This window comes from Streptomyces sp. A01, assembly GCF_059026195.1.
This window is the reverse complement of sequence record NZ_JBWLKN010000012.1, coordinates 139,209-157,604: the sequence shown is the minus strand read 5'-3', so window position 1 is coordinate 157,604 and position 18,396 is coordinate 139,209. Positions and strand designations below refer to the sequence as shown.

The window sequence follows — 18,396 nt, the reverse complement described above, 5'->3', positions numbered from 1 at the left end:
TCTGAAAGCTTATGTTGGAATGTTTTCGGATCGTGACAGGGGTGCCAGGGTGAAGAAGACGACGGGCAGACTCGCCGACGGCCGCGAGCTGATCTATTACGACTCCCGTGACGACGCCGTACGCGACGACGTGGACCAGCGCCCGCTGGAGCCTGTCTCGACCGCCGCCGAGATCCGCGCCGACCCGCTCCTCGGCGACGCCGTCGCCATCGCCTCCCACCGGCAGACACGCACCTACCACCCGCCCGCCGACGCGTGCCCGCTGTGCCCCTCCAGCCCGGGGCGGTACAGCGAGATCCCCGCCGCCGACTACGACGTCGTCGTCTTCGAGAACCGCTTCCCCTCCCTGGTGGGCGACTCAGGGCGGTGCGAGGTGGTCTGCTTCACCTCCGACCACGACGCCTCCTTCGCCGACCTCACCGAGGGGCAGGCCGCGCTCGTCCTCGACGCGTGGACCGACCGCACCGCCGAGCTCGCCGGGCTGGCCGCCGTCGAGCAGGTCTTCTGCTTCGAGAACCGGGGTGCGGAGATCGGCGTCACCCTCGGCCACCCGCACGGCCAGATCTACGCGTACCCCTTCGTCACACCCCGCACCGAGCGCATGCTGCACTCGGCCGCCGGGCACCGCGAGCGCACCGGCCGCAACCTCTTCGACGACGTGGTCGCCGACGAGACCGCCGACGGGCGGCGGATCGTCCTGGCGGGGGAGCACTGGACGGCCTTCGTGCCGTACGCCGCGCACTGGCCCTACGAGGTGCACCTCTACCCCAAGCGCCGGGTGCCCGACCTGCGGGCGCTCGACGAGGCCGCGCGCGCCGAGTTCCCCCGCGTCTATCTGGAGTTGCTGCGCCGTTTCGACCGGATCTTCGGCCCCGGCGAGCCGCCCACGCCCTACATCGCCGCCTGGCACCAGGCGCCCTTCCGCGCGCCTGACCGGGACGATTTCGGGCTCCACCTTGAGCTTTTCACCATTCGCCGCACTGCCGGCAAGCTGAAGTTTCTCGCGGGTTCCGAATCCGGCATGAATGTGTTCATCAACGATGTGCCGCCGGAGGCGGCGGCGCGGCGACTGCGAGAGGTAGCGACCACGTGAGCAATGGACAGAAGTACCTGGTGACCGGTGGAGCGGGTTACGTCGGGAGCGTCGTCGCCACGCACCTGCTGGCGGCGGGCCACCGGGTGACCGTCCTCGACGACCTCTCGACCGGCCACCGGACGGGCGTCCCCGAGGGCGCCGAGTTCATCGAGGGACGCGTTCAGGACGCCGCGCGCTGGCTGGATTCCTCCTACGACGCGGTGCTGCACTTCGCCGCCTCCTCCCAGGTCGGCGAGTCGGTCGTCAACCCCGAGAAGTACTGGCTCAACAACGTCGGCGGGTCCACCGCGCTGCTCGCCGCGATGCGCGACGCGGGCGTGCGCACCCTGGTGTTCTCCTCCACCGCCGCCACCTACGGCGAGCCCGCGGCGAGCCCCATCACCGAGGACGCGGCGACCGCGCCGACGAGCCCGTACGGTGCCACGAAGCTCGCCGTCGATCACATGATCAGCGGCGAGTGCGCGGCGCACGGGCTGGCCGCGGTCTCGCTGCGCTACTTCAACGTCGCCGGGGCGTGGGGCAGCGCCGGTGAGCGGCACGAGCCCGAGTCACACCTCATCCCGCTCGTCCTCCAGGTCGCCCAGGGCAGGCGCGAGGCGATCTCCATCTACGGTGACGACTACCCGACCCCGGACGGCACGTGCGTACGCGACTACATCCACGTCGCCGACCTCGCCGAGGCCCACCTGCTCGCGCTCACCGCCGCCACCAGCGGCGAGCACCTGATCTGCAACCTCGGCAACGGCAACGGCTTCTCGGTCCGCGAGGTCATCGAGACCGTACGCAAGGTCACCGGGCACCCGGTGCCCGAGGTGGTGGCGCCGCGCCGGGGCGGTGACCCGGCGGTGCTCGTCGCCTCGGCGGAGCGCGCCAAGGACCGGCTCGGCTGGCAGCCGAGCCGGTCGGGGCTGGCCGGAATCGTCGAAGACGCCTGGGAGTTCGCCAGGCTGTGTGAACGGGAGAGCGTGTGACACAAGAGCGCGTGACTGGCGAGCCGGCGAACGGGGCGGGGACCGGCGCGGACCGGGAGTCCCCCGTGGCTCGGGAGCGGGCTGGCGGGGCCGGGGAGCACGGGGACGTCGCGGGAGCCGTCGCCGGATTCCGCGAGGTGTACGGCGCCGCGCCCACCGGGGTGTGGGCGGCGCCGGGCCGGGTCAACCTGATCGGCGAGCACACCGACATCAGCGAGGGCTTCGTGATGCCGCTGGCGCTGCCGCACCTCACCCTCGCCGCCGCCTCGGCCCGCCACGACGGGGTGCTGCGGCTGCACTCGGGCGACATGCCGGGCGGCGTCGTGGAGCTGGGCACCGATGAGCTGACGCCTCGGCCCGACGGCGGCTGGGCCGCTTACCCGGCGGGTGTGGTGTGGGCGATGCGCGAGGCGGGGCTGCCCGTGGGCGGCGCCGAGCTGCACTTCCGGAGCACGGTGCCGACCGGCGCCGGGCTGTCCTCGTCGGCGGCGCTTGAGGTGGCGACGGCGAGCGCGCTCAGCGACCTGTACGGGCTCGGTCTCCCGGCCGAGCGGATCGCGCGGCTGGCCCAGCGTGCCGAGAACGCCTTCGTCGGGGTGCCTTGCGGGATCATGGACCAGATGGCGGCCGCCTGCTGCCGCGAGGGCCACGCCCTCCATCTCGACACCCGCGACCTGACCCAGCGGCATGTCCCGTTCGATTTGGCGGCCGAAGGGCTGCGGCTGCTGGTGGTCGACACCCGGGTCAAGCACGAACTGGGCGACGGCGCGTACGCGAACAGGCGCGCTGATTGCGAGCGCGGCGCGCGGGCGCTTGGAGTGCACGCCCTGCGTGATGTGCCGTACGCACTTCTGGACGCGGCTCTGGAAAAACTCACCGATGAGCCGGTCGTACGGTCCCGGGTGCGGCATGTCGTGTCCGAGAACCGGCGGGTCGAGGAGGTGATCCGGCTGCTGGAAGCGGGCGATACGCGGGCGATCGGCCCGGTCCTCACCGCCGGGCACGCCTCGCTCCGCGATGACTACGCCGTCTCCTGCGCCGAGCTCGACCTGGTGGTGGAGACGGCGAACGCGGCGGGCGCGCTGGGGTCCCGGATGACCGGCGGCGGTTTCGGCGGTTCGGCGATCGTCCTGGTCGGCGAGGCGGACGCGGACCGGGTGGCGGCGTCGGTCACGGAGGCGTTCGAGGCGGCCGGGCACCGGGCCCCGCGGATCTTCACCGCGGTTCCGGCCCAGGGGGCCCGGCGCCTTGTGATGGCCTAGTCAGCGGCTGGGCTGTGCCGTGCCCGGCACAACTCAGCCGGCCGTCGAGGGCCCGTCGGCGATGCGCTTGACCAGCAGATGGTCCTGCTCACCCGGCGGGTAGTCCTCAATCACGGCCACGATGCGGTAGCCCAACTTCTCGTAGAACCGGGGTGCTTGGAAGCCCCAGGTCTCCACTCGCGAGTGCACGCAGTCGAGTTCGTCGCGTGCGACGCGCTCGGCCTCGTTCATCAGCCGCGAGCCAAGCCCGGTGCCGCGCTGCCGCTCGGCGACCCAGAGCAGGTCCACGTGCAGCCAGTGGCCCCAGGCGTATCCGACGAGCCCGCCGATCAACTCGCCGGTGTCGTCCAGTGCGTACAGCTGGACAGGCCGCTCATCGTCCACGTCGGTGTCGCTGAGGGTCCGCATGACGGAGGAGCGAGCGGCGTTGCTCTCCTCCAGACGCTGCTCGATCAGGCTTTTACGTTCTTGATTGACTTCTGCCTCAATATGGAACACAAGCCTCAGCCTAAACAGTTGGGCGAGCCAGTTTTGCAAATTCGCTTCCGTTGCTGCACCCCAGTCGTAGTCTGATGCACAGTGCCGGTGGGGGCCGGCGCTTATCAGGGGGCGAGACAGTCAGGTACGACGCCTGGGACGGCGTCATCGTCACCGCACGGCGGCGGCCGTGGGGTCGACGGGCGTTTCCCCGGGGTCAGCCCGGGGGACTTGAGTTCCGGGCGCCGTACCCGCACTGTATTCACCGCTCGCACCGCTTCGTTCGCACCGCTTCGTTCGCACCGCTTCGTTCGCACCGCTTCGTTCGCACCGCTTCGTTCGCACCGCTTCGCTCGCGCTCCACTCGCTCGCGCTTCACTCGGTCTCGCTCGGCTCGAACCGCTTTCCGGAACTACCGGTTCAACGTTCTCCTTTCTTCGCACTCGTTTCTCGGTATCCGCGTCGCGCGGGACATGGGCAGTACATGGGGGTGGCTATGGCACGAATACGGGTATTGGTAGCCGACGACCATCGCATCTTCGCCGAGTCGCTCGCCGCCGCCCTCGCGGCGGAGCCGGACGTGGACGTCGCCGCGGCCGGGAGCGGCCCCGCCGCGATGCGCTGCCTGGAGCGCGCGTCAGCCGAGGGCCGCCGCTTCGATGTGCTGCTGGTGGACGCGGACTTGGGCGGCGCGATCAGCGACATCGCCCCATCGCGCCCCGAGCGGCTTCCCGAGGGCGCCGTGGAGCGCGCGGAGCGCCGCGTCGTGGACGGCATCTCGCTGGTCGGAGGGGTGCGCACGACCCAGCCCACGGTGCGGACCGTGGTGCTCGCCGAGCGTGACGACCCGCGCCGGGCGGCCGTCGCCCTCCAGGCCGGGGCCAGTGGCTGGGTCGCGAAGGACTGCTCGCTCTCGCGGCTGCTCGCCGTCATCCGGGGCGTGCTCAGAGACGAGACGCATCTGCCGCCCGCCCTGCTCACGGGGGTGCTGCGTGAGCTGACAGCGGCCCGTAAGCACCGCACGGAGAGCGAGCGGCTGGTCGAGTCGCTGACGCCCCGGGAGCGCGAGGTGCTGCGCTGCATGGTGGCCGGACTCGGGCGCAAGGCCGTCGCGGAACGGCTCTACCTGTCCCCGCATACGGTGCGTACGCATATGCAAAACGTCCTGGGCAAACTGGGCGTGCACTCCACACTTGCCGCGGTCGCCCTGGCCCGCCGCGCGGGGGTCGGCCCGGTCGACCTAGCCGGGGAGGTTGTCGAACGGGGCGGTCAGCTGGCGTAGGAGATCGGCCAGTTCACGGCGCTGCGCGCCGGACAGCTCGGCCAGAATGGCCCGCTCCTGAGCCAGCAGTCCGGCCAGTGCCTGATCGGCGCGGTCGCGCCCCTCCGGCGTGAGCCGGACCAGCACACCGCGCCGGTCGCTGGGGTCGGGCAGCCGCTCGACCAGGCTCTTCTTCGCGAGCCTGTCGATGCGATTGGTCATCGTCCCCGACGTGACCAGAGTCTGGGTGAGCAGTTGTCCAGGAGAGAGCTGATACGGGGCGCCCGCGCGACGCAGCGACGTCAGGACGTCGAACTCCCAGGGCTCCAGATGATGCTCGGAGAAGGCGATCCGCCGCGCCCTGTCCAGGTGTCTGGCGAGCCTGCTCACCCGGCTCAGCACCTCCAGCGGTTCCACGTCGAGGTCCGGGCGTTCCCGACGCCACGCCGCGACCAGCCGATCGACCTCGTCCTCCATGTCGATCAGTGTAGAGGGTCTGTCGATGTGAAGTCTCTTGACGTCGAGAGATATTTGCGAGGATGGTTGGGCATCGAAGGCGGGAAGCGTCGCTCCGCTTCGGAACCGTCTTGAACCTGCAAGGGGGCTCGAACATGCACGTCGCACCAAACTGGGACCCACAGCAATATCTCCGGCATGCCGGACATCGCACTCGCCCCTTCCTTGATCTCCTCGCCCGCATTCCCGAACTCCCGGCAACCCATGCACGAGCCGACACCGCCGCACAGGCTCCTCGGATAGCGGATCTGGGCTGCGGCCCGGGAAACGTCACCGCCCTGCTCGCCACCCGATGGCCCGACGCCCACATCACCGGATTCGACAACTCCGCCGACATGCTCCGCGAGGCCCGCGCCCACGCCGGACCGACCGGCGGCGGTGGCCGCCTCAGCTTCCGGCGCGCCGACGCCGCCGACTGGGTCCCCACCGAGACGTACGACCTGATCGTCTCCAACGCGGCCCTCCAGTGGGTGCCCAACCACCCGGAGTCCTTCGAGACATGGGTGAGCGCCCTGGCCCCGGGCGGCACCTTCGCGTTCCAGGTCCCGGGCAACTTCACCTCGCCCAGCCACGCGCTCCTCGGCGAACTCTGCGACACACCCCGCTGGCGCGACCGCCTCGACGGCCACGGCAGGCGCTTCGTGCACATCCTCAACCCCGCCGACTACCTCGAACGGCTCGCCGGACTCGGCTGCGAGGTGGATGCCTGGGAGACCACCTACGTCCAGCTCCTGACCGGCCCCGACCCGGTGCTCGACTGGGTCAAGGGCACCGCGCTGCGCCCCGTCCTGACCACCCTCGCGGGCGACCCCGAGGCGACCGAGGACTTCCTCGCCGAGTACCGGGACCTGCTGCGCAAGGCCTACCCACAGGGCCCGCACGGCACGGTCTTCCCCTTCCGCCGGATCTTCGCCGTAGCCCGCAGGACGGACACATGACCCCCACCACCGGCCACGGACCCCGCCCCGCCGGTCGGCCCGCCCCACGCCGACGGCTAGGTCACCCGTTCGGCTGACAGACCGCCATCAGCCCGCGCGGGCGCCCGGCGGCCCCATAGCGTCCCCGTGTCGCTTGTGCCGCAGTGGCGCCCGCGCCCACACTGACGGAGGAGGTGCTTCACGATGACCGCTCTCGCACACGAGGCGTGCCCCCCTGTCCCCGCTGACGACGGGGAACCCTGTGCCCTGGACGAGGTGCTGTGGCAGACGTGGAAGGCCATGGAGCTTCCCGAGGGATACCGGGCCGAGATCATCGAGGGGTCCATCGAGGTGTCACCTACAGGTCGCCGTCGCCATACGGTGCTGATCAACCGTCTTCGCCGCGCTCTGGAAGCCCACCTGGAGGGCGGTGATGACGCGGTCTACCACGACGGCAATGTCATCCACCGCCGCAAAGCCACGGTGCCGGATCTTTTCGTCGCTCCGCTCGACCTGGACGAGATTTCCGACGAGGAAGACCTCGGCGTGGACGCGGCCGGTGTCAAGGTGGTCATCGAGGTGGCCTCCCCCGGTTGGCGGAACCTGGAGCGCGACCGGGTCCGCAAGCGCCGCGAGTACGCCCGCGCGGGCATCCCGCTGTACATCCTCATCGACGACTTCGACGGTGCCGGGACCGTGGTCCTGCTGTCCGCGCCTGACGCCAAGAACGCCGCCTACGCCGACGAGCACTGCGTCTCCTACGGCACCGACGCGGTGGTCCCCAGCGGCCCCGCCAAGGGCTTCGTCATCGGCGAGGACATCGTCAGACACTGACAGCCGTGCGATGGCGAGCCCGCGGCACGGGTGGTGCGCGCGGCCTGCGTCGCGCGAGCCGGCCCACGCGACGCCGCCACGGTACGCCCCGGCGGTGCACCCTCGCCCGTTACGCGTCGAAGATCTTCCGCAGGTCGATCTCGGCAGGGAACGGGACTGTCGTGGCGAGCAGCCCGGTGTGAACGGGGCCGTCGGCGGCAGGCGCGTACACGCCGGTCCGTGAGTCGAGGTGGAACTCGTGGACGACCGGTGCGCTGTCCTCGCCGCGTTCGACGCGCCAGAAGTACGGCACGCCCGCCTCCGCGTACATCGCGGGCTTACGGAACCGGTCCTCGCGGCGCGAGCCCTGCGAGACGACCTCCACGATCAGCTTCACGGCCGCCACCGGTACGCACTCCAGGGTGAAGAAGTCCAGCCCCGTCCGGTCGAAGACGACCACGTCCGGCTTCGGCGGGTTGTACTCGTCGACCAGGACGCAACGCTCGGCGTTGACCGCGTACGGCGCCCGCTGTGCACCCCGCAGGGCGTAATACAGCTCGTCCCGCACCGTGTCGTGCCATTGACACGTCATCCCCCGGACCACGATCGCTCCGTCCACCAGTTCCCATTCGAAGGGCAGATCGAGATCTTTGACCTGCTCATAGGTCCAGCCTTGGGAGGGCGGATGCATCCAGTCGATCGACTCGGCGGTCATGGCCACCTCCTTCACTGTCGCTTCATTCCAGCCTAGTGGCGGCGTCTGCCGGAAGATTCGTTCCGGCAGCGGCCTCAACCCCGCGGCGAGAGCGCTGCCGGGCAGCGTCCGCAGGCTGAGGGCCAACGGCTGGCCTGATCCCGCACGCCCCGGAAGCCGGGCCGCTCCCTCTCGGAGCGATCCGGCTTCCCGCGCCGACGAGGGCGCCCGCGCCTAGTCCGGCGGAGCGTGCTGGGGGGAGCCCCTGTCCGTGCGTCGCGGACTGTGCGGGCGCGTCGTGGCCGGTCGCGCAGTTCCCCGCGCCCCTGACGGGGCACACCCGCTGCGCTGTGTCAGGGAAGGGGGCTGCTTGCCTGGGCCTGGCGGCCCGGGCACAGCCCTCCCGCCCGGTCTCAGTTTCTCCGGTGGCCGATCAGCCGGGGCTTCGGTTCCAGGCCGTCCAGGCCGTGCCAGGCCAGGTTCACCAGATGGGCGGCGACCTCCGCCTTCTTGGGTTTGCGGACGTCCAGCCACCACTGGCCGGTCAGCGCGACCATGCCGACCAGCGCCTGCGCGTACAGCGGGGCCAGCTTCGCGTCGAAGCCCCTTGCCTTGAACTCCAGGCCCAGGATGTCCTCCACCTGCGTGGCGATATCGCTGATCAGCGAGGCGAACGTGCCCGTCGACTGGGCGACGGGGGAGTCCCTGACCAAGATCCGGAAACCGTCCGTGTACTGGTCGATGTAGTCGAGCAGCGCGAAAGCGGCCTGCTCAAGCAGCTCGCGCGGATGCCCAGCGGTGAGGGCGCCCGTCACCATGTCGAGCAGCTGCCGCATCTCGCGGTCGACCACGACGGCGTACAGCCCCTCCTTGCCGCCGAAGTGTTCGTAGACCACCGGCTTGGAGACCCCGGCCTTCGCCGCGATCTCCTCCACCGACGTTCCCTCGAAGCCGCGCTCGGCGAAGAGCGTGCGGCCGATGTCCAGCAACTGCTCGCGGCGCTCCTTGCCGGTCATCCGGATACGGCGTGCCCGCCGACCCCCCGCGCCCCCGGACCGGTTTCTGCCGCCAGTTGTGTTGCTGTCGATCGCCACGTCCTCCATCATGCCGCGCTGGCGGCGTCTCCCACGCGCTCGGAGGTGGGCTCCTTGCGGCGGGCGTCGATGCGGGTCTTGTCCGGCCAGCGGACGTCATACGCCCAGCCCACCTTCTCGAACCAGCGGATGATCCGGGCACTGGAGTCCAGCTGCCCGCGCAGCACACCGTGCCGCGCCGATGTCGGGTCCGCGTGGTGCAGGTTGTGCCAGGACTCGCCACATGACAGGACGGCCAGCCACCACACGTTGCCTGAGCGGTCACGCGACTTGAACGGCCGCTTGCCCACCGCGTGGCAGATCGAGTTGATCGACCACGTCACGTGGTGCAGCAGCGCCACCCGGACCAGTGAGCCCCAGAAGAACGCGGTCGCCGCGCCCTGCCACGACCAGGTGGCCAGGCCGCCGATGACCGGCGGAATGGCGAGCGACACGATCGTCCAGAGCACGAACTGCCGGGACACCGCGCGCAGCGCACCGTCCTTGAGCAGATCCGGCGCGTACTTCTGCTGCGACGTCTGCTCCTCGTTGAACATCCAGCCGATGTGCGCCCACCACAGGCCCTTCATCAGCGCGGGGATCGTCTCGCCGAACCGCCACGGCGAATGCGGGTCGCCCTCGGCGTCGGAGAACTTGTGGTGCTTGCGGTGGTCGGCGACCCAGCGCACCAGCGGGCCCTCCACGGCGAGCGAACCCGCGACGGCCAGCGCGATCCGCAACGGCCGCTTCGCCTTGAAGGCGCCATGCGTGAAGTAGCGGTGGAACCCGATCGTGATGCCATGGCAGCCGATGTAATACATCGCGACCATCAGCCCGAGATCAAGCCAGCTGACCCCCCATCCCCAGGCGAGCGGGACCGCCGCGAGCAGGGCGATGAAGGGGACGACGATGAAGGCCAGCAGCGTGATCTGCTCGATCGAGCGCTTGTTGTCTCCACCCAGAGTGGCGGGTGGAAGCGAGGGGTCAGATGTCTTCGGGGCGTCATCGATCACATTGGGGCCTGCATTCATGTGATGCCTCAGGGGACTCGGGGCATGGCTACGCATACGTAACCTACGGCAACGTAAGTATGGCAGGGGCGCGCCCGAGGACGCGAGCGCTGTGGATAACCGGGAGTCGGTGTCTCCCACCAGGGGGTCCTATCCTGGTGCCGTCGGACAGCGCGGTCCGCAACCCGCCCGAAGTGCTCGTACTCGCGAGGAGCCGCACCTGTGAGCAGTGCCGACAACGCCAGCGACACCAGCGTGGTCACCGACCACGCGAACACCGACGACGAGGCGCGCCGCGCCACCGCCCTCCGCGCCGACATCCGCCGCCTGGGCGACCTGCTCGGCGAGACCCTCGTCAGGCAGGAAGGCAGCGACCTCCTCGACCTGGTCGAAAAGGTCCGCGCCCTGACCCGCGCCGCCCCGGCCGAGGGCGCCACCCCCGCTGAGGTCGGCGAGCCCGCCGCCCAGCTCCTGGCCGCCACCGACCTGCAGACCGCCGCCAAGCTCGTACGGGCCTTCTCGACCTACTTCCACCTCGCGAACGTCACCGAGCAGGTGCACCGGGGCCGCGAGCTGCGCGCCCGGCGCGACGCCGAGGGCAGCATCCTCGCCCGCACCGCCGACCAGCTCAAGGACGCCGACCCCGAGCACGTACGGCAGACCGTCGAGCACCTCAACGTGCGCCCCGTCTTCACCGCGCACCCCACAGAGGCCGCCCGCCGCAGCGTCCTGAACAAGCTCCGGCGCATCGCCGGGCTCCTCGACACGCTCGCCGTCGAGGGCGACAACCGCCGCGACCACCTGCGGCTCGCCGAGAACATCGACCTGCTGTGGCAGACCGACGAGCTCCGCGTCGCCCGCCCCGAGCCCGCCGACGAGGCACGCAACGCCATCTACTACCTCGACGAGCTGCACGCGGGCGCCGTCGGCGACGTCCTCGAAGACCTCGCCGCCGAGCTGGACCGCGTCGGCGTCGAGCTGCCCGCCCACACCCGGCCCCTCACCTTCGGCACCTGGATCGGCGGCGACCGCGACGGCAACCCCAACGTCACCCCCGACGTCACCTGGGACGTGCTGATCCTCCAGCACGAGCACGGCATCACCGACGCCCTCACCGTCATCGACGACCTGCGCGCCGCCCTGTCGAACTCCATCCGCAACTGCGGCGCCACCGACGAGCTGCTGACCTCCCTCCAGGAAGACCTCGACCGGCTTCCCGAGATCAGCCCCCGCTACAAGCGCCTGAACGCCGAAGAGCCGTACCGCCTCAAGGCCACCTGCGTACGCCAGAAGCTCATCAACACCCGCGAGCGGCTCGCCGTCGGCACCCCCCACCAGCCCGGCCGGGACTACCTCGGCACCGCCGGGCTCCTCGCCGACCTCCAGCTCATCCAGCAGTCACTGCGCGAGCACCGGGGCCAGCTCATCGCCGACGGACGCCTTGAGCGCACCATCCGCACCCTCGCCGCCTTCGGCCTCCAGCTCGCCGTCATGGACGTACGCGAACACGCCGACGCCCACCACCACGCCCTCGGCCAGCTCTTCGACCGGCTCGGTGAGGAATCCTGGCGCTACGCGGACATGCCCCGCGACTACCGGCGCAAGCTGCTCGCCAAGGAACTCCGCTCGCGCCGCCCCCTCGCCCCCTCCCCGGCGCCGCTGGACGCCGCGGGGACCAAGACCCTCGGCGTGTTCGGCACCATAAGGGAAGCGTTCGGCCGCTTCGGGCCCGAGGTCATCGAGTCGTACATCATCTCGATGTGCCAGGGAGCCGACGACGTCTTCGCCGCCGCCGTCCTCGCCCGCGAAGCCGGGCTGATCGACCTCCACGCGGGCTGGGCGAAGATCGGCATCGTCCCGCTGCTGGAGACCACCGACGAGCTCAAGGAAGCCGACCGCATCCTCGACGACATGCTCGCCGACCCCTCCTACCGGCGGCTGGTCGCACTGCGCGGCGACGTGCAAGAGGTCATGCTCGGCTACTCCGACTCCTCCAAGTTCGGCGGCATCACCACCAGCCAGTGGGAAATCCACCGCGCCCAGCGCCGACTGCGTGACGTCGCCCACCGGTACGGGGTGCGACTGCGCCTCTTCCACGGCCGGGGCGGCACCGTCGGCCGAGGCGGCGGCCCCACCCACGACGCGATCCTCGCCCAGCCCTGGGGCACCCTGGAAGGCGAGATCAAGGTGACCGAGCAGGGCGAGGTCATCTCCGACAAGTACCTGGTGCCGTCCCTCGCCAGGGAGAACCTGGAGCTGACGGTCGCCGCCACCCTCCAGGCGTCCGCGCTGCACACCTCGCCGCGCCAGTCGGACGAAGCGCTCGCCCGCTGGGACGCCACCATGGACACCGTCTCCGACGCCGCCCACGACGCCTACCGGGCCCTCGTGGACGACCCCGACCTGCCCGCGTACTTCTTCGCCGCCACCCCCGTCGACCAGCTCGCCGAACTCCACCTCGGCTCGCGCCCCTCCCGCCGCCCCGACAGCGGCGCGGGACTCGACGGACTCCGGGCCATCCCGTGGGTCTTCGGCTGGACCCAGTCCCGCCAGATCGTGCCCGGCTGGTACGGCGTCGGCTCAGGGCTGAAGGCGGCCCGCGAGGCCGGGCTCGACACGGTCATCGACGAGATGAGCGAGCACTGGCACTTCTTCCGGAACTTCCTGTCCAACGTCGAGATGACGCTCGCCAAGACCGACCTGCGCATCGCCAGGCACTACGTCAACACGCTCGTCCCCGACGAGCTGAAGCACGTCTTCGAGACCATCGAAGCCGAGCACGCGCTCACCGTCCGTGAAGTACTCCGCATCACCGGCGGCACCGAGCTGCTGGACTCCAACCCGGCCCTGAAGCGGACCTTCCACGTACGCGACGCCTACCTCGACCCGATCTCCTACCTCCAGGTCACCCTCCTGCACCGGCAGCGCGAAGCCGCCGCCCGCGGCGAGGACCCCGACCCGCTGCTGGCCAGGGCACTGCTGCTCACGGTCAACGGGGTGGCGGCGGGACTGCGCAACACCGGCTGACCGCACGCCTGCGACGCCGGGCGGACTGAGCCTCAGCCCGCCCGGCGTCGGGCATCCCGCCCCGACCGGCGCACGCCTTACAGCGTCGCGAACGCCGCCCCCAGCAGCGCCGCCCCCGCCAGACCCAGCGCCCACGCCGTACGGCGCAACCGCAGACCGCCCGCGACCAGCAACGACGCCAGCAGAAGCGCTCCGCCGAAGGGCACCCAGGAGTACAGCACCCCGGCCGTACCGGCCCGTACCGCCTCGCGTGTGCCCGGCTTCAGGATGGCCGGCACGCGTTCGCCCTTGCCGTCGGTGACCGAGGCGTCGATCCGTACGGAACGGTGATCGGTGCCCCCGGCGTCCCGGGCGGTGAACGGGCCCGTGCACCAGTCGTCATGGCAGGACGCGACCTCGACCGTGCCCTGCTCGCGGCCCTTGGTGAACATGGCGTGCTGGGCGGTGCCCCACGAGGTCCACACCCCGGCGGCGACGATGAGCAGCACGATCAGCGCCACCGTCAGATGCCGGCCGAGCAGCAGCAACCCGAACGCGCTCTCCCCGGTCCTGCGCCACCAGCCGCGCCGCCGCACGGGTCCGCCGGGTGACCCGTCGCCGGAGGCGGCTTCGCCGTCAGGCCAGGAGTCGCTGGGGGAGGGGCTGTGCGTCGTGCTGTGGGATCTCGCGCCGGTCCGCACCATGGCGGCGATCCTTGGCCATGAAAGCGCGTTCGGTCAACCTCCGGGTTACGCTTCGGTAGCGTCGTCACCGGATGTCCGCTTTGGCGGGGAGCACACTGCCACCGGCGTGCCCGCGACGCCGGTGCGCGTCAGGAGTTGTACGTGCTCTGGGCGCGGTCGAGACCGTCGAGGATCAGCGACTCCACCGCGTCGGCGGCCCGGTCCACGAGGTAGCCGAGCTCCTTGCGCTCGGTGGACGAGAAGTCCTTGAGCACGAACGCCGCCACGTCCATCCGGCCCGGCGGACGCCCGATGCCGAACCGCACCCGGAAGTAGTCGGGGCCGAGCGACTTGGTGATCGACTTCAGACCGTTGTGCCCGTTGTCGCCACCGCCGCACTTCAGCCGTAGCGCGCCGTAGTCGATGTCCAGCTCGTCATGGACGGCGATGATCCGGCCCACCGGCACCTTGTAGAAGTCGCTCAGCGCCGCCGTCGGTCCCCCCGAGAGGTTCATGTACGTCATCGGCTTCGCCAGCACCACACGACGGCTGCCGCTCCCCGGCGGGCCTACACGCCCCTCGACGACCTGCGCGCGGGACTTGTGCGCCTTGAACCGGCCGCGCATCCGCTCAGCGAGAAGGTCGGCCACCATGAAGCCCACGTTGTGCCGGTTGGCGGCGTACTCGGGCCCGGGGTTGCCCAGGCCGGCCACGAGCCAGGGGCTGTCGCTGTCTGCGTCGCTCATCTGCTGCACTCCGGTGCGTGGCGGTCGGTGGTATGGGGCGGTGGGAGGTGCGCGGTCGCGTCCGGGCGGGATGTATCCGGTCACCAGGCCGGGCCCGCGCCCGGGCCCGGGTCGAGCGCGCCGCCGCCGTCCCGCTCCTGCGGGAGGAGTGGAACGGCGGCGGCGGAAAGACAGGCTGAGCCCGTGGCTCAGGCCTCGGCGCCCTCGGACTCGCCTTCGCCCTCGGCCGGGGCCTCGGCCTGCGCGGAGACGACCTGCAGCACGACGGCGTCTTCGTCGACGGCCAGCGTGGTGCCGGCCGGGAGGGTGATGTCCTTGGCCAGCACGGAGTGACCGGCGTCCAGACCCGCGATGGAGACGGTGACCGACTCCGGGATGTGGGTGGCCTCGGTCTCGACCGGCAGCGCGTTGAGCACGTGCTCCAGCAGGTTGCCGCCCGGGGCCAGCTCGCCCTCGGTGTGGACGCGGATGTCGACGGTGACCTTCTCGCCGCTCTTGACGGTCAGCAGGTCCACGTGGACCAGGAAGCCACGGATGGCCTCACGCTGGACCGCCTTGGGGATGACGAGCTCCTTCTTGCCGTTCAGGTCAAGAGCGATGAGCACGTTCGGGGTCTTGAGCGCCATCATCAGCTCGTGGCCCGGCAGCGCGACGTGCACCGGGTCGGCGCCGTGGCCGTAGATGACACCGGGGACCTGCTCCGCGCGGCGGAGACGGCGGGCGGCGCCCTTGCCGAACTCGCTGCGGATCTCGACGGGAACCTTGACCTCAGCCATGACTGCACTCCTCGTATCGCGAAAAGACCTGGAAGCCGTCACTCGGCCTACAACAGACCTGCTACGAAGAGCGCGTCGATAACGGATGGGCTGTGTGGACACAGCCTCCCTCGCCGAGCAACTCGGCCATCGTACCCGCCGCTGCCGGGGCCACCAATTCGGGCACGGTACCTCAAAGATCACCACGTGGCGGCCAGGGTCGGCGGAAGGGCGCGAAAGGGCGCGCGTGGCAGGTGCGTACGAGGCACGTACGAGGGTCACGTGGCAGGCACGAGCGAAGGGCCGCTCCCCCGTGGGGAAGCGGCCCTTCAGCGACCGTGCGACGAGCCGGCGGCGCGGGAGCCGGCTCGGGGCGTCAGGCCTGCTCGTCGAAGAGGCTCGTGACGGAGCCGTCCTCGAACACCTCGCGTACCGCGCGGGCGATCGTCGGCGCCATCGACAGCACCGTGATCTTGTCCAGCTCCAGCTCGCCCGGAGTGGGCAGCGTGTCCGTGAAGATGAACTCGCTGACCTTGGAGTTCTTCAGCCGGTCGGCGGCGGGACCGGACAGCACACCATGCGTGGCCGTCACGATCACGTCCTCCGCGCCGTTGGCGAACAGCGCGTCCGCCGCGGCGCAGATCGTGCCACCAGTGTCGATCATGTCGTCGACCAGGACGCAGACCCGGCCGCGGACGTCACCGACGACCTCGTGCACGGTGACCTGGTTGGCGACGTCCGGGTCACGCCGCTTGTGCACGATGGCCAGCGGCGCGCCGAGCCGGTCACACCAGCGGTCCGCGACCCGCACACGGCCGGCGTCCGGCGAGACGACGGTCAGCTTCGACCGGTCCACCTTGGCGCCCACGTAGTCGGCGAGGATCGGCAGCGCGAACAGATGGTCCACCGGGCCGTCGAAGAAACCCTGGATCTGGTCGGTGTGGAGATCGACCGTGAGGATGCGGTCGGCGCCGGAGCACTTCAGCAGGTCGGCGATCAGACGGGCCGAGATCGGCTCCCGGCCGCGGTGCTTCTTGTCCTGACGGGCGTAACCGTAGAAGGGCACGATGACGGTGATGCTGCGCGCGGAGGCCCGCTTCAGCGCGTCGATCATGATGAGCTGTTCCATGATCCACTTATTGATCGGAGCCGTGTGGCTCTGGATCAAAAAGCAGTCCCCGCCGCGCGCGGACTCCTGGAAACGGACGTAGATCTCGCCGTTGGCGAAGTCGAATGCCTTAGTCGGGACCAGGCCGACGCCCAACGCGTGGGCGACCTCCTCGGCCAGCTCGGGGTGGGCGCGGCCGGAGAAGAGCATCAGCTTCTTCTCGCCGGTCGTCTTGATCCCGGTCACAGCAAATCTCCTTGGATTTCACTTCGCGTGCGCATCCCCACCGTACGCCCCGCATGGCGCACCCTTCGCACGCTCACTGATCGGTCGCAGGCTCCTGATCGGCGGCCTGAGCAGCTTGGGCGGCAGCGCTTCCCGGGCGCTTTCGAGCCACCCAACCCTCGATATTCCGCTGCTGGCCACGGGCGACAGCGAGCGAACCCGGGGGCACGTTCTTGGTGATGACGGAGCCTGCGGCGGTGTAAGCACCGTCCCCAATGGTGACGGGAGCCACAAACATGTTGTCCGAGCCGGTCTTGCAGTGCGAGCCGACGGTGGTGTGGTGCTTGGCCTCTCCGTCGTAGTTCACGAAAACGCTTGCGGCCCCGATATTGGAGTATTCGCCAATCGTCGCGTCGCCGACATACGACAGATGCGGAACCTTGGTGCCCTCACCGATCTGGGCGTTCTTCATCTCCACGTACGTACCCGCCTTGGCCTTCTTGCCCAGGACGGTGCCGGGACGCAGATACGCGTACGGGCCGACCGAGGCGCCCTCGCCGATCCGTGCGCCATCGGCCACGGTGTTGCTCACGGTGGCGCCGTCGCCGACCACCGTGTCGGTCAGCCGCGCGTTCGGGCCGACCTCGGCGTGCGCGGCGATGTGAGTGGCCCCCATGAGCTGGGTGTTGGGGTGTACGAGCGCGTCCGGCTCGAAGGTGACCGTCACATCCACCCAGGTGCTGGCCGGGTCGATGACGGTGACGCCGCTGAGCATCGCCGCGCGCAGCAGCCGCTCGTTGAGCAGCTTGCGGGCCTCGGCCAGCTGGACGCGGTTGTTGATGCCGACGATCTCGTGGTGGTCGGCGGCGATGGCGGCGCCCACCCGGTGCCCCGCCTCGCGCAGGATGCCGAGGACGTCGGTCAGGTACTCCTCGCCCTGGCTGTTGTCCGTACGGACCTTGCCGAGGGCGTCGGTGAGCAGCTGCGCGTCGAAGGCGAAGACGCCCGAGTTGATCTCACGGATCGCACGCTCGCTGTCGGTGGCGTCCTTGTGCTCGACGATGCCGGTGACGGCGCCGCTGGCGGCGTCGCGCACGATGCGCCCGTAGCCCGTGGAGTCCGGCACCTCGGCGGTGAGCACGGTCACCGCGTTGCCGTCGGTGGCGTGGGTGGCCGCGAGTGCCTGCAGGGTCTCGCCGGTGAGCAGGGGGGTGTCACCGCAGACGACGACGACCGTGCCGTCGAGCGCGACTCCGCTGTCCCGCAGCTTCTCCAGGCCCATCCGCACGGCGTGGCCGGTGCCGTTCTGCTCGTGCTGGACGGCGGTCCGCGTGCCCGGGTCGATCTCGGCGAGGTGCGCTTCGACCTGGTCGCGGGCGTGACCCACGACGACGACGAGGTTTTCGGGCTCCAGGTCGCGGGAGGCGGCGACGACATGCCCGATGAGGGAGCGGCCGCACATCGGATGCAGGACCTTGGGCGTCGCCGACTTCATGCGGGTGCCCTCGCCCGCTGCGAGAACGATGACGGCTGCCAGCGGGGTCTCCCCCGTCCGGGCGGAGCCGACAACTCGGGGAAGGTTGGCGCTCACGGGGGTACCCTTCGGCTTCTTCGGGTGGTGGACACCCGAAGGATACCGGTGCGTATAGCAGCCGAAACACGGACGGGTCCTGACTGGTTCGCCAGGACCCGAACTGAGCTTTGCTCCCCTGCCAGGACTCGAACCTGGAACAAGTTATCCAAAGTAACCCGTGTTGCCCATTACACCACAGGGGATAGCATA

17 protein-coding genes and 1 tRNA gene are annotated in these 18,396 nt (G+C 70.3%); 7 read left to right on the top strand and 11 right to left on the bottom strand.

Going from position 1 to position 18,396, the window contains the following annotated elements:
• Positions 1-49 precede the first annotated feature (49 nt).
• The 3 genes from galT (at position 50) to galK (ending at position 3,329) form a co-directional block, all read left to right on the top strand.
• Positions 50-1,093 carry a galactose-1-phosphate uridylyltransferase gene (gene galT / locus AC5P1B_RS18440; RefSeq protein ID WP_493888368.1) on the top strand — a complete coding sequence of 348 codons (1,044 nt, stop codon included), beginning with the start codon at positions 50-52 and terminating at the stop codon, positions 1,091-1,093.
• Positions 1,090-2,067 carry a UDP-glucose 4-epimerase GalE gene (gene galE / locus AC5P1B_RS18435; RefSeq protein ID WP_493888367.1) on the top strand — a complete coding sequence of 326 codons (978 nt, stop codon included), beginning with the start codon at positions 1,090-1,092 and terminating at the stop codon, positions 2,065-2,067. The genes galT and galE overlap by 4 nt, the downstream gene beginning before the upstream one ends.
• Positions 2,068-2,132: 65 nt before the next feature.
• Positions 2,133-3,329 (top strand): galactokinase, encoded by a 1,197-nt coding sequence (galK, locus tag AC5P1B_RS18430; RefSeq protein ID WP_493888433.1) that lies wholly within the window; start codon positions 2,133-2,135, stop codon positions 3,327-3,329.
• Positions 3,330-3,362: 33 nt separating this feature from the next.
• Here galK and AC5P1B_RS18425 read toward each other — a convergent pair whose 3' ends face one another.
• Complete coding sequence (locus AC5P1B_RS18425; RefSeq protein ID WP_493888366.1) at positions 3,363-3,827, bottom strand: GNAT family N-acetyltransferase; 465 nt, start codon at positions 3,825-3,827, stop codon at positions 3,363-3,365.
• Between the two features lie 475 nt (positions 3,828-4,302).
• Between AC5P1B_RS18425 and AC5P1B_RS18420 the strand changes: the two genes are divergently transcribed.
• Positions 4,303-5,088: a LuxR C-terminal-related transcriptional regulator gene (locus AC5P1B_RS18420; RefSeq protein ID WP_493888365.1), complete on the top strand. Its 786-nt coding sequence runs from the start codon at positions 4,303-4,305 to the stop codon at positions 5,086-5,088.
• On the opposite strand, the gene AC5P1B_RS18415 is transcribed toward AC5P1B_RS18420, so the two are convergent.
• On the bottom strand, positions 5,047-5,544 hold the full coding sequence (locus AC5P1B_RS18415) for a MarR family winged helix-turn-helix transcriptional regulator (RefSeq protein WP_493888364.1): 498 nt from the start codon (positions 5,542-5,544) through the stop codon (positions 5,047-5,049). The two genes, AC5P1B_RS18420 and AC5P1B_RS18415, sit on opposite strands and share 42 nt — an antisense overlap.
• A 134-nt stretch (positions 5,545-5,678) precedes the next feature.
• Between AC5P1B_RS18415 and AC5P1B_RS18410 the strand changes: the two genes are divergently transcribed.
• A complete protein-coding gene (locus AC5P1B_RS18410) occupies positions 5,679-6,521 on the top strand; it encodes a trans-aconitate 2-methyltransferase (protein WP_493888363.1) in 843 nt (280 codons plus the stop codon).
• A 183-nt stretch (positions 6,522-6,704) separates the two neighbouring features.
• The gene (locus tag AC5P1B_RS18405; protein WP_493888362.1) at positions 6,705-7,334 is read left to right on the top strand and encodes a Uma2 family endonuclease; all 630 of its coding nucleotides are present in this window, start codon (positions 6,705-6,707) and stop codon (positions 7,332-7,334) included.
• Between the two features lie 109 nt (positions 7,335-7,443).
• On the opposite strand, the gene AC5P1B_RS18400 is transcribed toward AC5P1B_RS18405, so the two are convergent.
• From AC5P1B_RS18400 to AC5P1B_RS18390, 3 genes are all read right to left on the bottom strand, one after another.
• Positions 7,444-8,028 (bottom strand): Uma2 family endonuclease, encoded by a 585-nt coding sequence (locus AC5P1B_RS18400; RefSeq protein ID WP_493888361.1) that lies wholly within the window; start codon positions 8,026-8,028, stop codon positions 7,444-7,446.
• A gap of 392 nt (positions 8,029-8,420) precedes the next feature.
• Positions 8,421-9,110, bottom strand: a complete 690-nt coding sequence (locus tag AC5P1B_RS18395) for a TetR/AcrR family transcriptional regulator (RefSeq protein ID WP_493888432.1) — start codon at positions 9,108-9,110, stop codon at positions 8,421-8,423.
• Positions 9,110-10,111: an acyl-CoA desaturase gene (locus AC5P1B_RS18390; protein ID WP_493888360.1), complete on the bottom strand. Its 1,002-nt coding sequence runs from the start codon at positions 10,109-10,111 to the stop codon at positions 9,110-9,112. The genes AC5P1B_RS18395 and AC5P1B_RS18390 overlap by 1 nt, the downstream gene beginning before the upstream one ends.
• A gap of 234 nt (positions 10,112-10,345) precedes the next feature.
• Between AC5P1B_RS18390 and ppc the strand changes: the two genes are divergently transcribed.
• Complete coding sequence (gene ppc / locus AC5P1B_RS18385; RefSeq protein ID WP_493888431.1) at positions 10,346-13,117, top strand: phosphoenolpyruvate carboxylase; 2,772 nt, start codon at positions 10,346-10,348, stop codon at positions 13,115-13,117.
• Between the two features lie 77 nt (positions 13,118-13,194).
• Here the strand turns inward: ppc and AC5P1B_RS18380 are convergent, their stop codons facing one another.
• From AC5P1B_RS18380 to AC5P1B_RS18355, 6 genes are all read right to left on the bottom strand, one after another.
• Positions 13,195-13,800 (bottom strand): hypothetical protein, encoded by a 606-nt coding sequence (locus tag AC5P1B_RS18380; RefSeq protein ID WP_493888359.1) that lies wholly within the window; start codon positions 13,798-13,800, stop codon positions 13,195-13,197.
• Between the two features lie 128 nt (positions 13,801-13,928).
• Positions 13,929-14,525, bottom strand: coding sequence for an aminoacyl-tRNA hydrolase (gene pth, locus AC5P1B_RS18375; RefSeq protein ID WP_493888358.1), 597 nt, complete (start codon positions 14,523-14,525; stop codon positions 13,929-13,931).
• 188 nt (positions 14,526-14,713) lie between these two features.
• A complete protein-coding gene (locus AC5P1B_RS18370; RefSeq protein WP_493888357.1) occupies positions 14,714-15,301 on the bottom strand; it encodes a 50S ribosomal protein L25/general stress protein Ctc in 588 nt (195 codons plus the stop codon).
• A 355-nt stretch (positions 15,302-15,656) separates the two neighbouring features.
• Entirely contained in the window at positions 15,657-16,634 is a 978-nt protein-coding gene (locus AC5P1B_RS18365; protein ID WP_493888356.1) for a ribose-phosphate diphosphokinase, read from the bottom strand.
• Positions 16,635-16,707: 73 nt separating this feature from the next.
• Positions 16,708-18,204, bottom strand: coding sequence for a bifunctional UDP-N-acetylglucosamine diphosphorylase/glucosamine-1-phosphate N-acetyltransferase GlmU (gene glmU / locus AC5P1B_RS18360; RefSeq protein ID WP_493888355.1), 1,497 nt, complete (start codon positions 18,202-18,204; stop codon positions 16,708-16,710).
• Positions 18,205-18,317: 113 nt separating this feature from the next.
• Positions 18,318-18,389: transfer RNA gene (locus AC5P1B_RS18355), tRNA-Gln, on the bottom strand.
• Positions 18,390-18,396: the final 7 nt, after the last annotated feature.

What these genes read in the sequence shown, in the direction of transcription:
- AC5P1B_RS18420 (WP_493888365.1), top strand. Translation starts at nt 4,303, where the DNA reads ATGGCACGAATACGGGTATTGGTAGCCGACGACCATCGCATCTTCGCC.
- AC5P1B_RS18415 (WP_493888364.1), bottom strand. Translation starts at nt 5,544, where the DNA reads ATGGAGGACGAGGTCGATCGGCTGGTCGCGGCGTGGCGTCGGGAACGC.
- AC5P1B_RS18410 (WP_493888363.1), top strand. Translation starts at nt 5,679, where the DNA reads ATGCACGTCGCACCAAACTGGGACCCACAGCAATATCTCCGGCATGCC.
- AC5P1B_RS18405 (WP_493888362.1), top strand. Translation starts at nt 6,705, where the DNA reads ATGACCGCTCTCGCACACGAGGCGTGCCCCCCTGTCCCCGCTGACGAC.
- AC5P1B_RS18400 (WP_493888361.1), bottom strand. Translation starts at nt 8,028, where the DNA reads ATGACCGCCGAGTCGATCGACTGGATGCATCCGCCCTCCCAAGGCTGG.
- AC5P1B_RS18395 (WP_493888432.1), bottom strand. Translation starts at nt 9,110, where the DNA reads ATGGAGGACGTGGCGATCGACAGCAACACAACTGGCGGCAGAAACCGG.
- AC5P1B_RS18390 (WP_493888360.1), bottom strand. Translation starts at nt 10,111, where the DNA reads ATGAATGCAGGCCCCAATGTGATCGATGACGCCCCGAAGACATCTGAC.
- AC5P1B_RS18380 (WP_493888359.1), bottom strand. Translation starts at nt 13,800, where the DNA reads ATGGTGCGGACCGGCGCGAGATCCCACAGCACGACGCACAGCCCCTCC.
- pth (WP_493888358.1), bottom strand. Translation starts at nt 14,525, where the DNA reads ATGAGCGACGCAGACAGCGACAGCCCCTGGCTCGTGGCCGGCCTGGGC.
- AC5P1B_RS18370 (WP_493888357.1), bottom strand. Translation starts at nt 15,301, where the DNA reads ATGGCTGAGGTCAAGGTTCCCGTCGAGATCCGCAGCGAGTTCGGCAAG.